Origin of the sequence: Frigoribacterium sp. NPDC087798, from assembly GCF_044742985.1 — a bacterium.
Taxonomy (GTDB): domain Bacteria; phylum Actinomycetota; class Actinomycetes; order Actinomycetales; family Microbacteriaceae; genus Frigoribacterium.
This window is the reverse complement of record NZ_JBIUVP010000001.1, coordinates 329,552-343,489: the sequence shown is the minus strand read 5'-3', so window position 1 is coordinate 343,489 and position 13,938 is coordinate 329,552. Positions and strand designations below refer to the sequence as shown.

The following is a 13,938-nucleotide window of genomic DNA, read 5'->3' as shown; positions in this document are numbered from 1 at the left end:
GCCTCCTATGCTCGGGGGATGTCGTCCGGTCAGCCGAGTCCGTCCCGCGTCGACGTCGACCTGGTCGTGGTCGGCGGCGGCGCCATGGGCCTCGCGACGGCCTGGCAGGCCGCGTCGCGCGGACACGAGGTCGTGCTCGTCGAGCGCTTCGAGCAGGGGCACCACCGGGGTGCCTCCCACGGCGCGACCCGGAACCTGAACGTCGCCTACGACGACGCCGACTACGTCGCCCTCGTGCAGGAGGCGCGGCGGCGGTGGGACGCGCTGGCCGACGAGACCGGCACCCCGCTGCTCGACCTCGTCGGGGTGGTCAACCACGGTCGCCCGGCGATGCTCCGTCGGATGCGGGCCCTGCACGTCGACGCGGGCGTCCCCAGCGAACTGGTCGACGCCGCCGAGGCGGGGGAGCGGTGGAGGGGCATCCGCTTCGAGACCGAGGTGCTGCACGTGCCGGGCAGCGGACGCATCCGGGCCGCCGAGGCCCTGACGGTCCTCGCCCGGGCGGCCGAGGCCCACGGGGCGCGACTGCGCTGGTCGACGCCGGTCACGGGCCTGCACGTCGAGGGGCCGGAGCGCGTCCGGGTCGTCACGGCGGACGACGAGATCGTCGCCCGGCTGGTCGTGGTGACGGCGGGCGCCTGGACCGAGGACGTCGTCGGGGGCCTCGTCCGCCTCCCTCGCCTCACCGTGACCCAGGAGCAACCGGCGCACTTCGCCGTGACCGACGCCGAGGCCGTGTGGCCGAGCGTCAACCACCGTCCCGACCCCGACCGACCCGGCGAGTCGTGGTGGCCGGGCGTCGTCTACGGCATGCTCACGCCGGGCGAGGGCGTCAAGGCGGGCTGGCACGGAGCCGGACCCGTCGTGCACCCCGACCGCCGGTCGTTCGAACCCGACCCCGGGCAGCTCGAGCAGCTGCGGCGGTACGCCCGCGAGTGGTTGCCCGGCGTCGACGCCGAGACCGCCGACCCGATCAGCTGCACGTACACGACCACCGACGACGAGGACTTCGTGCTCGACCGGGTCGGCCCCGTCGTGGTGGGGGCGGGGTTCTCCGGGCACGGCTTCAAGTTCACGCCTCTCGTGGGGTCGATCCTCGTCGACCTCGTCGAGGGCGGCGACGCCCCCGCGCGGTTCCGGCGGCTGGGCCGGCCGTGAGCCCCCGGAGCGCGACGACCAGGGGCACCGTGGCGGGCCTGCCCTTCGTGCGCCGGGGGAGCGGCGTCCCGACGATCCTGCTGCCCGGGGTCGGCCCGGGTCGCCACCACCCCTCGACCTGGGACCGGACCCTGCTGCGGCTCGAGACGGCGCCGCTCGTCCGGCGGCTCGACCTCTGGACGCTCGGTCGTCGCCGCGGGTTGCCCGAGGGCACGACGATGGAGGACCTCGCCGACGACGTGGCCCGGGCCGCGGCCGAGATCGCGGACGGTCCGATCGACGTGGTCGGCACCTCGACGGGCGGCAGCATCGCCCTCCGTCTGGCCGTCGACCACCCCGCGCTGGTCCGTCGACTGGTCCTCGTGTCCTCCGCCCACCGGCTGGGCGAGGCCGGGCGCGAGGCCCAGCGGCGCACGGCCGAGCGCCTCCGGGCCGGTGACGCGAGAGGTGCCTCGGCCGCGATGCTCGGTCAGACGACCACCGGCGTCCCGTCCTCGAACGCCCTGCGGCGCCTCGGACGGGTGGCCCACCACTTCGTGGTCGGCGACCGGCACGACGACCTGGTCGTGACGCTGGACGCCGAGGACTCGTTCGACGTGGGCGACCGCCTCGGCGAGGTCACGGCCCCGACGCTCGTCGTGGCCGGGGGTGCCGACGGTTTCTACCCCCTCGACCTGGTGGCGCGGACCGTCGCCGGCCTGCCGGACGCGACGCTCGCCGTGCACCCCCGGTCGGGTCACCTCGGCCTGGGCTCGCGAGGGGTGTCACGCGAGGTGCTCGCCCATCTGACCCGCGCCTCCTGACGCCCGGGGCGTCGCGGACGCCCCGGGGTCGCCCGGGGGTCGGCCAGGGGACCCCGGACGACGAATGTGCCGGTCGGACCGGCGAGTCCGCCCGTCGCGGGGCCGTTCGTCACCTACCATCCGAGCATGGCCGACAACGTGCAGACCGCGAGCGTCGGGGGCATCGCACCCCTCGACGACGACGTCACGTTCCACCGGCGCCGTGTGACGTTCGTCGCACCCCTCGACGACACCGTCCCCGAGCCCTCCGCTCGCCCGGACCAGCAGGAGCACCACCCCGTGAACCAGACCCTCGCCCCCGAGACCTCCGAGGCCGCCGAGGCCCCCGTCGACCGGCTCGACGACACGACCGAGGACCGTCAGGCCGAGACGCGTCAGGCCGAGACGCGCCACACCGAGGTCCGCCCCGTCGACGCCGCCACTCCCGTGGTGCCCCGTCCCGTCTCGATCCCCTCGCACCGCGCCGACGTCGTCCTCGACGACGTCGTGCCCACGGACGCCTTCGAGGCCCGCCCGGCCAGCGTGGCCCGTCACTCGGTCGACACCTCGGCGATCACCCTGCCGGTGCTCGCCGTGTCGGTGCCCGACGACCTGCCCCAGCCCCCGGAGCGCATGACGCTCGACGACGAGGTGCTCGCGCGCCTGGTCGAGAAGCGCCTCGAGGACACCGCGACCATCGACCTGATGGCCGTCGTCCAGGCCCAGCTGGCCCTGCGCGAGGTCGAGGCCGCGCGCTTCGCCTCCTGGGAGGACGAGATCACCCGCGTCGGCACGGACGAGGCGGCTCGCGCCCTCGAGGCCACGCGCCTCCGGTTCACCGGGGTCCTGCCCGTCGTGACGCCCGGGGCGATCCGTCAGGCCAGGCCCGTCGTCGAGGCGGGCCACGCGCCGGACGCCGACCGCGACGCGCGCCCGGCCGACGCCACCCCGACCTCGGCTCCCGTCGTCGTCCCGTCGACCGGCCCCCGTCCCCTCGCGCTCGACTCCGCCGACGCCCCGGACGCCCGGGCGGCAGCCGACCAGGAGGCGCTGGTCGCGCCGACCCGGTCGGCCTCCGACGGGCAGACGGTCGCCTCCGCCTCCGTCCCGCCCCTGCTGCGTCGTCCCCTCGCGCTCGTGGTCGCCGCCACGGCCGCGCTGATCGTCGTCGCGGCCGTCGTGCTGGCCTTCGTCCCCGCCCTGGCCGTGGCCTCGGCCGTCCTCGCCACGGTCGCCGTCCCCGTCGCGACCGGCCTCGTCGGCCTGACCGCGCTCGCCTCGGTCTCGACCCGCCCCGACGACGCCACCCGCGTCGCCCGCCGCGGTCCGGTGGGCGTCGTCGCCGGCGTCGTGGTCGGCACCGTCGTCGGCTTCGGTCTGCTCCTGAGCGACCTCGGTTCGTTCGCCTGGCAGGGATTCGTCGTCCGGGCCGTGGGCCTCACCGGCCTGTCGACGTCCGTCTCGGTGGTCGTCGCCCTGCTCGGCGCCTCGGTCGTCGCGTTCATCGTCGCGGTCATGATCACGGGGTTCCGCTCGACGGCTCGCGACTAGGCTGTCGAGGTGTCCACCCTCGCCTCGGTCAACTCCGTCATCGAACGTCTCTGGCCTCTCGCGGGCGCGTCGTCGTGGGATTCTCCCGGTCTCGTCGTCGGTGACCCCGACCGGCCCGTGACCCACGTGCACCTGGCCGTCGACGCCGTGCTCGACACCGTCGACGAAGCCGTCGGCATGGGGGCCGACCTGTTGCTGGTCCACCATCCGCTGCTGTTCCACGGCGTCTCGACGGTGTCGGAGGACACCACCAAGGGTGCGGTCGTCGCACGGCTCGTCCGTGCCGGGTGCGGCCTCGTCGCCGCCCACACCAACGCCGACGTCGTCGAGACCGGCACGTCCCGCGTGCTCGCGCACCAGCTCGGCCTCGTCGACCAGCGCCCGATCACCCGGGGTGCCACCGACGACACGGGACTCGGCATCGTCGGGCGCCTGCCGCACGCCATGACGCTCGTGGCCCTCGCCCGCCAGCTCGGCGACGTGCTGCCCCCGACCGCGTCCGGCATCCGTGTGGCAGGTGACGCCGACCGCGTCGTCGAGACCGTCGCCCTCTGCGCCGGTGCCGGCGACTCGCTGCTGGCCGACCCGGCGGTGCTGGCCGCCGACGTGTACGTCACCAGCGACCTGCGCCACCACCCCGCCTCCGACGCGCGCGAACTCATGAGGCTCGGCCGCGGCCCCGCCCTGGTCGACGTGTCGCACTGGGCGGCCGAGTGGCTCTGGCTCGACACGGCGGCCGCGCAGCTCCGCCGCGAGCTGCACGACGTCGAGGTCACCCTCAGCGACCTGCGCACCGACCCGTGGGACTTCGCCGTCGTGCAGTGAGCACGCCGAGCCGCCCGTCGCGACGTCGCCGGGTCGCGACCCGCGAGACCTCGCGGCACGCGCCTCCTCGTCGCCCCGTCCCTGCCTCCCCCCGACCCCGAGAAGAGTCCCCATGCCCCTGATGAAAGCCAGCTACGAGCACCAGGCCCTGCTGCTCGACCTTCAGCAACTCGACACCGCACTCCGGCAGATCGCGCACAAGGGGGCGAACCTCCCCGAGATCGCCGTCCTCGCGTCGCTCGAGGGCGACGGCTCTCGCCTCCGCAGCCGCCTCGCGACCGAGCAGGGCGCGTGGGAGGACGCGCAGAGCGAGCTCAAACGCATCGAGTCCGACGTCGCCGTCGTCGAGGCGCGCGTCGCCCGTGACGAGCAGCGCATCGCGTCGTCGTCGTCCTCGAAGGACGTCGCCGCCCTCGAGGGCGAGCTCGCCGCCCTGGCCAAGCGTCGCTCCGACCTGGAGGACCTCCAGCTCGAGGTGATGGAGCGCGTCGAGAGCCTGGGCGCCGTCGCCGCCGTGACCAGGGACGAGCTCGACCAGCTCGACACCCGCCGCGTCGACGCCGAGACCGGGCGCGACGCGAAGCTCGCCGAGCTCGAGACCGACCGGGCCGAGGTCGTCGCCAACCGCGAGACGATCGCCGCCACGGTGCCCGCCGACCTGCTGGCCCTCTACGAGCGTCAGCGGGATCGCTACGGCGTGGGCGCCTCGTTGTTGCGTGGTGGCGTGTCGAGCGCGAGCGGCGTGGCCCTGACGGGCAGCGACCTCGCGGCCGTGCGTGCCGCCGCCGAGGACGACGTCGTGCTCTGCCCCGACAGCAACGCGGTCCTCGTCCGCACCTACGAATCAGGCCTCTGACCAGGGGCGGGGCACCCGCACGAGCCGTGGCACACGGAGGGGCGTCGCACCGCTAGGCTCGGGGTCGCGAATGGGTCGACAAGACGGTCGCGTCGGCGGGCGAGAGCCCGTCGCCGAGGAACGTCCGGGCTCCACAGAGCAGGGCGGTGGGTAACACCCACCCGGGGCAACCCGCGAGAAAGTGCAACAGAGAGCAGACCGCCACGCGTCGCACCTCCGGGTGCGACACGGGGTAAGGGTGAAACGGCGGTGTAAGAGACCACCAGCGGCTCGGGTGACCGGCCGGCTATGTAAACCTCGCCCGGAGCAAGGTCAAAGAGGGGACGACGAGGCTGCTCGCCGAGTCCCCGGGTAGACCGCTAGAGAGCTGCGGCAACGTAGTTCCGAGAGAGATGGCCGTCCATGGTGCCTCGGCACCGGGACAGAACCCGGCGTAGCAGTCGGCCCATTCGCCTCACGCGAGACGACCCCGGCCCAGGAGGCGCGCCTCCTCGGCCGGGGTCGTCTCGCGTCGGTCGCGCCTCGCCTCAGAACGCCGGGTTCGAGTCGGCGGCCAGGGCGGCGGCACCCATGATGCCGGCGTTGTTGCGGAGTTTCGCCGGGACGATCTCGGCCCGCAGGTCGAGCAGCGGCAAGAACTCGTCGTGGTGCTTCGAGACGCCGCCGCCGACGATGATCAGGCGCGGGTAGAGCAGGGCCTCGAGGTGCGAGTAGTACTTCTGCAGGCGCTTCGCCCAGTGCTTCCAGCTGAGGTCGTCGCGCTCCTTCGCCGCGAACGAGGCCTTGGTCTCGTAGTCCTTGCCACCGATCTCGAGGTGCCCGAGCTCGGCGTTGACGATGAGCACGCCGTCGTTGATCAGGGCGGTGCCGATGCCCGTGCCGAGCGTCGTCATGACGACGAGGCCCTTCACGTCCTTCGCGGCCCCGAAACGGGTCTCGGCGTAGCCCGCGGCGTCGGCGTCGTTGACGAAGTGGATGTCGCGGCCGAGCGTGGTCTCGAAGAGCTTCTCGGCCTCGAAGCCGATCCACTTCTTCGACACGTTGGCGGCCGAGAGGGTCTTGCCGTCCATGATGGCGGCCGGGAAACAGACGCCGACCGGCACCGAGGCGTCGTCGAGGCCGAGTTCGTCCACGATCTGCCGGACGACCGCGACGATGGCGTCGGGTTCACCGCCCTCGGGAGTGCTCTTCTTGATGCGGTCCGAGAGGAGCTCGCCGCTGTCGAGGTCGACGATCGCCCCCTTGATGCCTGTGCCGCCGATGTCGATTCCCACTGCGGTGCGTGCCATGGGTGGTCCTTTCTCAGGAGAGCGTGAGGATGTCGGCACCGCGTTCGGTGACGACCAGGGTGTGCTCGAACTGGGCCGTGAGGCTCTTGTCGCGGGTGGTGACGGTCCAGTCGTCGTCCCAGACGTCGGCCTCGATGCCGCCGAGGGTCAACATGGGCTCGATGGTGAACACCATCCCGACCTCGATGACGTCGTCGTACTGCGGGGCGTCGTAGTGGGGGATGATCAGGCCGGAGTGGAAGGCGCGTCCGACGCCGTGGCCGGTGTAGTCGCGCACGACGCCCAGGCCGAAGCGCTTGGCGTACGACTCGATCGCCCGACCGATCACGTTCACCTGACGGCCCGGGGCGACGGCCTTGACGCCGCGCCTCAGCGCCTCACGGGTGCGGTCGACCAGGTCGACGGTCTCGGGGGCGGCCTCGCCGACGACGAAGGTGCGGTTCAGGTCGCCGTGGACGCCGTTCTTGAACGCCGTGATGTCGACGTTGATCAGGTCGCCGTCGACCAGGACGGTGTCGTCGGGGATGCCGTGGCAGATGACCTCGTTCACCGAGGTGCAGACCGACTTGGGGTACCCGCGGTACCCCAGGGTCGACGGGTAGGCGTCGTGGGCGACGACGAACTCGTGGGCGATGCGGTCGAGTTCTTCGGTCGTCACGCCGGGGCGGAGGGCGGCCTCGACGGCGTCGATGGCCTGCGAGGCGATGCGGCCGCTCTCGCGGATCAGCTCGACGGTCTCGGCGTCGTACACGTCGCCGTCGGTGTACTCGGCCGGAGCGGCCTTGCCGACGTACTCGGGTCGGGCGATCGACGGGGGGACCGGACGCTGCGCTGAGATCCGGCCCGGGGTCAAGAATCCGTGGGAGTCCCGGGGCATACGATCAAGCTTAGGGGGAGCGCGACGGGCTCGCGTTCTCGACAGCCGCACCGAGAGGACGACACCATGGCCGAGTTCTGGTTCAACACGAAGACGCACGAGGTCGAGGAGGGCAAGGTCTCTCCGGCCGTCGACCGCGCCGGGCCCTACGCCACCCGCGACGAGGCGGCGCGGGCGATCGAGACGATCAAGGCCCGCAACGCCGCCCTCGACGCCGAAGAGGCCGCGAACGACTGACCGGTCCGGACGTCCCGTCGGCGCGTCGCCGACGGGACGACCGGTCGCCGACCGGCCGATCGGGCGTCAGACCGTCGTCGGCCGGTAGGTGATCGGCAGCCGGCGGTCCCGGCCGAAGGCCATGCCCGAGATCTTCGGGCCGATCGCCCCCTGGCGGCGCTTCCACTCGGAGCGGTCGACCAGCGTCGTGATCTCGGCCACCGTGTCCGCGTCGTAGCCGAGCGCCACGACGTCGGCCGCCCCGAGGGCGTTCGTGATGTACCCCTCGAGGATGCCGTCGAGCACCTCGTAGGGCGGCAACGAGTCCTCGTCCTTCTGGTCCGGCCGCAGCTCGGCCGACGGCGGCTTCGTGATCGAGTTCTCGGGGATGGGCGCGGTCTCGCCGATCGACTCGGCGTGGGCGTTGCGCCACCGGGCGAGCTCCCAGACCATCGTCTTGGGGACGTCCTTGATCGGGGCGAACCCGCCGACCGAATCGCCGTAGATCGTCGAGTAGCCGACGGCGAGCTCGGTCTTGTTGCCCGTGGTCAGCACGAGGTGGCCGTGCAGGTTCGACAACCCCATCAGCACGAGCGCCCGGGCGCGGGCCTGGACGTTCTCGGCGGCGAGGCCCGTGAGGTGCAACTGGTCCTCGAACGGTGCGACGAGGCCGGCGATCGGTTCGGTCGAGTACCGCACGCCGATCCGCTCGGCGACGTCGTCGGCGTCGCTGCGGCTGTGCTCGCTCGACCACTGGCTGGGCATCGAGACGCCGTACACGGCGTCGGCCCCGATGGCGTCGGCGGCGATCGCCGCGCACACGGCCGAGTCGATGCCGCCCGAGAGTCCGAGGATCACGCTGCGGAACCCGTTCTTCCGCACGTAGTCGCGAGTGCCCAGCACCAGGGCGTTCCAGAGCTGCTGGCGGTCGTCGGGCAGGTCGGCGACGTCGCGCTCGACCGGGGACGAGGAGGCGCGCCCCGCGTCGGGCCCGGAGCCACCGGAACCGACGACGGTCGCGTCGGACGCCGGGTCGAGCTCGACGCGGCGGATGCCCTCGGGCAGCTCGGTGTCCGTGGCCGGCTCGGGGTCGAGGTCGACGACGAGCAGGTGCTCGTCGAACTGCGGGGCCCGGGCCAGGATCGTGCCGCTGCCGTCGACGACCACGCTGTCGCCGTCGAAGACGAGGTCGTCCTGACCGCCGACGATGTTGACGTAGGCCACCAGGGTGTCGTTCTCGACGGCCCGGCGGGTGACGAGGGGGAGGCGCACCTCGTCCTTGTCACGGACGAACGGGCTCGCGTTGATCACGACGAGCAGGCCCGCGTCGGCGTGCAGGACGCGCTCGACGGGGCCGCCGTCGCGCCAGAGGTCCTCGCAGATCACGAGGGCGACGTCGACGCCCGCCACGCGGACGACGAGCAACTCGTCGCCGGGGATGAACACGCGGTACTCGTCGAAGACCGAGTAGTTGGGCAGGTGGTACTTGGCGGTGGTCGTCACGACGCGACCGCCCTGCAGCACGCTGGCGCAGTTCTTCGCGATGGCGGTCGGGGCGTTGCTCGTGCCCAGGAGGCGCGGCTCGAACGGTCCGTCGGCGTGGCCGACCACCACGGGGAGGTCGCCCAGGCCCTCGGCCTCGAGGGTCTCGGCCAGCACCTCGACGGCGTGCCGACTGGCCTGGAGGAAGCTCGGCCGGCTGGCCAGGTCCTCGATCGGGTACCCCGTGACGCTCATCTCGCCCGCGGCGAGGAGGTCGGCACCGGCGGCGTGGGCACGACGGGCCGCCTCGACGATCTGGGCGGAGTTGCCGGCGAGGTCGCCGACGACGGGGTTGGTCTGCGCGAGCGCCAAGCGGAGTCGGGGCATGTCCACTACCGTAGTGGCGGAGCAGAAAGGCCGTGGCATGGACAAACAGAGGGACTTCGTCCTCCGCACGATCGAAGAGCGCGGCATCAAGTTCATCCGCCTCTGGTTCACCGACGTGATCGGCACCCTCAAGTCCGTCGCCATCGCCCCGGCCGAGGTCGAGGGGGCGTTCGCCGAGGGCATCGGCTTCGACGGTTCGGCCATCGAGGGCCTGACGCGCTCGTACGAGGCCGACGTCCTCGCGCAGCCCGACCCGACGACCTTCCAGATCCTGCCCTGGCGGGGCGAGATCGATCCGACCGCCCGCATGTTCTGCGACATCACGACGCCCGACGGGCAGCCCGCCGTGGCGGATCCGCGCAACGTCCTGAAGCGCACCCTGGCCCGGGCCGGCGAGCGCGGCTTCACCTTCTACACGCACCCCGAGGTCGAGTTCTACCTCCTCAAGAGCGCGCAGCTCGGCGCCGACGGCCCCCAGCCGGTCGACTCGGCCGGCTACTTCGACAACGTCCCCGGCGGGACCGCCCACGACTTCCGTCGCCGCTCCGTCCGCATGCTCGAAGACCTCGGCATCTCGGTCGAGTTCAGCCACCACGAGGCGGGGCCCGGTCAGAACGAGATCGACCTGCGCTACGCCGACGCGCTGACGACGGCCGACAACATCATGACCTTCCGGACGGTCATCAAAGAGGTCGCCATCGAGCAGGGCGTCTTCGCCTCGTTCATGCCGAAGCCGTTCAGCCAGCACCCGGGTTCGGGCATGCACACGCACATGTCGCTCTTCGAGGGCGACTCCAACGCCTTCTACGAGGCCGGCGCCGAGTACCAGCTGTCGACCATCGGTCGTCAGTTCATCGCGGGCCTGCTCAAGCACGCCCCCGAGATCACGGCCGTGACGAACCAGTTCGTCAACAGCTACAAGCGCCTCTGGGGCGGCGACGAGGCGCCGAGCTTCGTGACCTGGGGCCACAACAACCGCTCGGCGCTCGTGCGCGTCCCGCTCTACAAGCCGAACAAGGGCAACTCGAGCCGGGTCGAGTACCGTGCCATCGACTCCGCGGCGAACCCGTACCTGGCCTTCTCGCTGATGCTGGCGGCGGGGCTCAAGGGCATCGAAGAGGGCTACGAGCTGCCCGCCGAGGCCGAGGACAACGTCTGGGGCCTGAGCGACGCCGAGCGTCGTGCCCTGGGTTACCGTCAGCTGCCCGCCAGCCTCGACCACGCCCTGTCGATCATGGAGAACAGCGAACTCGTCGCCGAGACGCTGGGCGAGCAGGTCTTCAACTACGTGCTCCTCAACAAGCGACAAGAGTGGAAAGAGTACCGGGCACAGGTCACGCCGTTCGAGCTGCGCTCGAACCTCGAGATCCTCTAGTCGACCGGCCACCCCGCCCTCATGCCCCGATCCGCGACCGGTCTCTCCGAGCTGGCGCGGCTCGGGTTCTCCGACCTCGGTGCCGGGCGTGACCGGCTCGACCGCCTCGTCGCCGAGGTGCCCCAGGTGCGCGACCTCGTCCCGTGGTTCGCCACGGTGGCCGACCCGGACGCGGCCCTGGCGCACCTCGAGCGATCGGTCGAGCGGGATCGTGCCGGCGTGGTCGAGTTGCTCGACGGCGAGGCCGGCCCGCGCCTCCTGAGGGTCCTCGGTGCCTCCGAGGGCCTCGCCGAGTTCGTCGCGCGTCGCCCGGCCGAGGCGGGCGTCCTGCTCGAACCGCTGGACGAACCACCGTCGGCCGCGACGTACCGTGACGACGTCCGTCGGGCGGCGACCGGGCTGACCGGCGACGAGGCGCGCGTCGCGCTCCGGGTCCGGTACCGGCGCCACCTGCTGCAGCTGGCGTCGTTCGACCTCGAGGCCGACGACCCCGTCGAGGTCCTTCCCCGCGTGGCCGCCGCCCTCGCCGACCTCGCGGGCGCCGCCCTCGACGCCGCCGTCGACGTGGCCCGGCGCGAGGTCCCGTTCCCCGCCGCCGACGTCGAACGCACCCGGCTCGCCGTCATCGGCATGGGCAAGGCCGGGGCCCGCGAGCTGAACTACCTCAGCGACGTCGACGTGGTCTACGTCGCCGAGGGCGTCGACGGGCTCGAGAACGGTCGGGCCGTCGAGATCGGCAGCCGTCTGGCGATGCACGCGGCTCGGGCGATCTCGGACCTCGCCGTCGAACCCGACCTCTGGGAGGTCGACGCGAACCTGCGGCCGGAGGGCAAGGACGGCGCCCTCGTCCGCACGCTCGAGTCGCACGTCGCGTACTACGAGCGCTGGGCCAAGGGGTGGGAGTTCCAGGCCCTGTTGAAGGCGCGGCCCCTCGCGGGCGACGACGACCTCGGCGAGCGCTACGTCGCGGCCGTCGCGCCGTTCGTCTGGTCGGCCGCCTCGCGCGAGAACTTCGTCGAGTCGGTCCAGGCCATGCGCGAACGGGTCACGGCCCTGATCCCCGCGGGCGAGGTCGACCAGCAGCTCAAACTCGGTCCCGGCGGACTGCGCGACATCGAGTTCACCATCCAGCTGCTGCAGCTGGTCCACGGGCAGGCCGACGAACGCGTGCACCAGCGCTCGACGCTCGACGCGTTGGGCGCCCTGGCCGCCCGGGGGTACGTCGGACGAGCCGAGGCCGCGGAGTTCGACCGCGACTACCGCGTGCTGCGCCTGCTCGAGCACCGCATCCAGCTGACGCGACTGCGGCGCACGCACCTCATGCCGACCGACGAGAACGCCCTTCGGGTCCTCGCCCGGGGCACCGGTCTCGCGCCGGGCGCCGCCCAACTCGTCGACCTGTGGCAGGGGGTGAAGCGTCGGGTCCGCACGCTGCACGTGCGGCTGTTCTACCGCCCCCTCCTGTCGGCCGTCGCGGCGCGACCCGAAGAAGACCTGGCGCTCAGCTCCGATCAGGCGTCGGCGCGGCTCGCGGCCATCGGATTCGCCGACCCGAAGGGCGCGCTCGGTCACATCGCCGCCCTGACGGCCGGCGTCTCGCGCCGGGCGAGCATCCAGCGCCACCTGCTGCCGGCCATGCTGCAGTGGTTCGCCGAAGGCACCGACCCCGACCTCGGTCTGCTCGCGTTCCGGCGCCTGAGCGACGGCCTCGGCGAGTCGTACTGGTTCCTCCGCATGCTGCGGGACTCGTCGGGAGCCGCCCACCGACTGACGACCGTCCTGTCGTCGTCGACCTTCGCCGCCGACCTGCTGGAGCGCATCCCCGAGGCCGCGGCGTGGCTCGAGAACGACGCGGAGCTCAAGGCCCGTTCCCTCTCGAGCCTCCTCGACGAGACGGCCGCCACCCTGGCGCGGCACCGGTCGCCCGACGCGGCGGCGACGGTCCTGCGGCAGGCGCGGCGCCGCGAGATCCTGCGGCTCGCCGTGGGCGGCATCCTGGGCATCCTCGACATCGACACCCTGGCCCGGGGCCTGACCGCGGTGACGACGGCCTCGGTGACCGGGGCGTTGGCCCTCGCCCGCCGGGACGCCGGCGACCTCGAGTTCGCCGTGATCGCCATGGGCCGCTACGGGGGAGAAGAACTCGGGTTCGGCTCCGACGCCGACGTGCTCTACGTCTACCGCGCTCCCGAGGGCGACGAGACGGCCCATCGGCGTGCCCTCACGGTGGCCGCCGAGATGAGCCGACTCACGTCCGACGCCCTCGTGCCGTTCGACCTCGACACGGGCCTGCGCCCCGAGGGGAAGAACGGGCCGGTGGTCCGATCGCTGTCCTCGTACCGGGCCTACTACGCTCGCTGGTCCCTCACCTGGGAGGCCCAGTCGTTGTTGCGCGCCCGGCCGGTGGCCGGTGACGAGACGCTCCTCGACGACTTCATGGCCGTCGCCGACGCGGTGCGGTACCCCGCCGAGCTGACCGAGCAGCAGGTCCGCGAGGTCAAGCGCATCAAGGCCAGGGTCGAGTCCGAGCGTCTGCCCAAGGGCGCCGAGCCCTCGCGTCACCTCAAGCTCGGTCGGGGCTCGCTGAGCGACGTCGAGTGGTTCGTCCAACTGCTCCAGCTGCAGCACGGGGTGGACGTGCCCGGCCTCCGGACCCCGTCGACGCTCGACGCCCTCGCCGCGGCGGTGGACGCCGGCCTGGTGGCCGACGAGGACGCCCGGCGGCTGCACGACGCCTGGATCATGGCCTCCCGGGCGCGCTCGGCGGTCACCCTCTGGACCTCCCGGACGCAGGACGTCCTGCCACGGGACCGTCGGCAGCTCGAAGGCGTGGCGCGCCTCATGGAGTACCCGCCGGGCTCCGCCACGACCCTCGAAGAGGACTACCTCGCGGCCACCCGTCGGTCACGCGCCGTCTTCGAGCGCGAGTTCTACGGCATCGACGAGGCACCCGAGCCGCTCGGCTGACTCGTCCGGGGACGTGCGACACGCCCGGGCTGCGCCGGAGGCGGTCGATCCGCTCGGGTCGACGTCGGGCCGTTTCGCTGTACCCCGTTTGGCATTGATGTACCCCTGTGTACGTGTCCATCGCATTTCGGGCGGATGACCCACGGGTGGGGGGTGGTCGTCGACGGCGCCGT

At 72.5% G+C, this 13,938-nt stretch carries 11 protein-coding genes and 1 other RNA gene; 9 read left to right on the top strand and 3 right to left on the bottom strand.

All coding sequences use genetic code 11. The features are described from left to right. Positions 1-18 precede the first annotated feature (18 nt). From ACIOSR_RS01620 to rnpB, 6 genes are all read left to right on the top strand, one after another. Positions 19-1,158 carry an FAD-dependent oxidoreductase gene (locus ACIOSR_RS01620; RefSeq protein ID WP_402751682.1) on the top strand — a complete coding sequence of 380 codons (1,140 nt, stop codon included), beginning with the start codon at positions 19-21 and terminating at the stop codon, positions 1,156-1,158. A 29-nt stretch (positions 1,159-1,187) separates the two neighbouring features. Then, positions 1,188-1,961, top strand: coding sequence for an alpha/beta fold hydrolase (locus ACIOSR_RS01615; protein ID WP_402751681.1), 774 nt, complete (start codon positions 1,188-1,190; stop codon positions 1,959-1,961). A gap of 126 nt (positions 1,962-2,087) precedes the next feature. Beyond that, positions 2,088-3,491, top strand: a complete 1,404-nt coding sequence (locus tag ACIOSR_RS01610) for a hypothetical protein (RefSeq protein ID WP_402751680.1) — start codon at positions 2,088-2,090, stop codon at positions 3,489-3,491. A gap of 9 nt (positions 3,492-3,500) precedes the next feature. After that, the gene (locus tag ACIOSR_RS01605) at positions 3,501-4,316 is read left to right on the top strand and encodes a Nif3-like dinuclear metal center hexameric protein (protein ID WP_402751679.1); all 816 of its coding nucleotides are present in this window, start codon (positions 3,501-3,503) and stop codon (positions 4,314-4,316) included. 112 nt (positions 4,317-4,428) lie between these two features. Beyond that, complete coding sequence (locus tag ACIOSR_RS01600) at positions 4,429-5,172, top strand: zinc ribbon domain-containing protein (protein ID WP_402751678.1); 744 nt, start codon at positions 4,429-4,431, stop codon at positions 5,170-5,172. A 71-nt stretch (positions 5,173-5,243) separates the two neighbouring features. After that, positions 5,244-5,624, top strand: an RNA gene (gene rnpB, locus ACIOSR_RS01595) — RNase P RNA component class A. Positions 5,625-5,699: 75 nt separating this feature from the next. Here rnpB and ppgK read toward each other — a convergent pair. Continuing rightward, positions 5,700-6,461: a polyphosphate--glucose phosphotransferase gene (ppgK, locus tag ACIOSR_RS01590; RefSeq protein ID WP_056045514.1), complete on the bottom strand. Its 762-nt coding sequence runs from the start codon at positions 6,459-6,461 to the stop codon at positions 5,700-5,702. Positions 6,462-6,474: 13 nt separating this feature from the next. Next, on the bottom strand, positions 6,475-7,338 hold the full coding sequence (gene map / locus ACIOSR_RS01585; RefSeq protein WP_402751677.1) for a type I methionyl aminopeptidase: 864 nt from the start codon (positions 7,336-7,338) through the stop codon (positions 6,475-6,477). 66 nt (positions 7,339-7,404) lie between these two features. Here map and ACIOSR_RS01580 point away from each other — a divergent pair, with 66 nt between their 5' ends. Further along, the gene (locus ACIOSR_RS01580; protein WP_123570143.1) at positions 7,405-7,575 is read left to right on the top strand and encodes an SPOR domain-containing protein; all 171 of its coding nucleotides are present in this window, start codon (positions 7,405-7,407) and stop codon (positions 7,573-7,575) included. Between the two features lie 66 nt (positions 7,576-7,641). On the opposite strand, the gene ACIOSR_RS01575 is transcribed toward ACIOSR_RS01580, so the two are convergent. Further along, the gene (locus ACIOSR_RS01575; RefSeq protein WP_402751676.1) at positions 7,642-9,423 is read right to left on the bottom strand and encodes an NAD+ synthase; all 1,782 of its coding nucleotides are present in this window, start codon (positions 9,421-9,423) and stop codon (positions 7,642-7,644) included. A gap of 37 nt (positions 9,424-9,460) precedes the next feature. Here ACIOSR_RS01575 and ACIOSR_RS01570 point away from each other — a divergent pair, with 37 nt between their 5' ends. Both ACIOSR_RS01570 and ACIOSR_RS01565 read left to right on the top strand, forming a co-directional pair. Beyond that, positions 9,461-10,798, top strand: a complete 1,338-nt coding sequence (locus tag ACIOSR_RS01570; protein ID WP_043592660.1) for a glutamine synthetase family protein — start codon at positions 9,461-9,463, stop codon at positions 10,796-10,798. A gap of 21 nt (positions 10,799-10,819) precedes the next feature. Then, complete coding sequence (locus tag ACIOSR_RS01565) at positions 10,820-13,765, top strand: bifunctional [glutamine synthetase] adenylyltransferase/[glutamine synthetase]-adenylyl-L-tyrosine phosphorylase (protein ID WP_402751675.1); 2,946 nt, start codon at positions 10,820-10,822, stop codon at positions 13,763-13,765. Positions 13,766-13,938 lie beyond the last annotated feature (173 nt).

Excerpts from the sequence above, each read along its gene's own strand:
- ACIOSR_RS01600 (WP_402751678.1), top strand. The coding sequence starts at position 4,429 with ATGCCCCTGATGAAAGCCAGCTACGAGCACCAGGCCCTGCTGCTCGAC.
- ACIOSR_RS01620 (WP_402751682.1), top strand. The coding sequence starts at position 19 with ATGTCGTCCGGTCAGCCGAGTCCGTCCCGCGTCGACGTCGACCTGGTC.
- map (WP_402751677.1), bottom strand. The coding sequence starts at position 7,338 with ATGCCCCGGGACTCCCACGGATTCTTGACCCCGGGCCGGATCTCAGCG.
- ACIOSR_RS01575 (WP_402751676.1), bottom strand. The coding sequence starts at position 9,423 with ATGCCCCGACTCCGCTTGGCGCTCGCGCAGACCAACCCCGTCGTCGGC.
- ACIOSR_RS01565 (WP_402751675.1), top strand. The coding sequence starts at position 10,820 with ATGCCCCGATCCGCGACCGGTCTCTCCGAGCTGGCGCGGCTCGGGTTC.
- ACIOSR_RS01570 (WP_043592660.1), top strand. The coding sequence starts at position 9,461 with ATGGACAAACAGAGGGACTTCGTCCTCCGCACGATCGAAGAGCGCGGC.
- ppgK (WP_056045514.1), bottom strand. The coding sequence starts at position 6,461 with ATGGCACGCACCGCAGTGGGAATCGACATCGGCGGCACAGGCATCAAG.
- ACIOSR_RS01610 (WP_402751680.1), top strand. The coding sequence starts at position 2,088 with ATGGCCGACAACGTGCAGACCGCGAGCGTCGGGGGCATCGCACCCCTC.
- ACIOSR_RS01580 (WP_123570143.1), top strand. The coding sequence starts at position 7,405 with ATGGCCGAGTTCTGGTTCAACACGAAGACGCACGAGGTCGAGGAGGGC.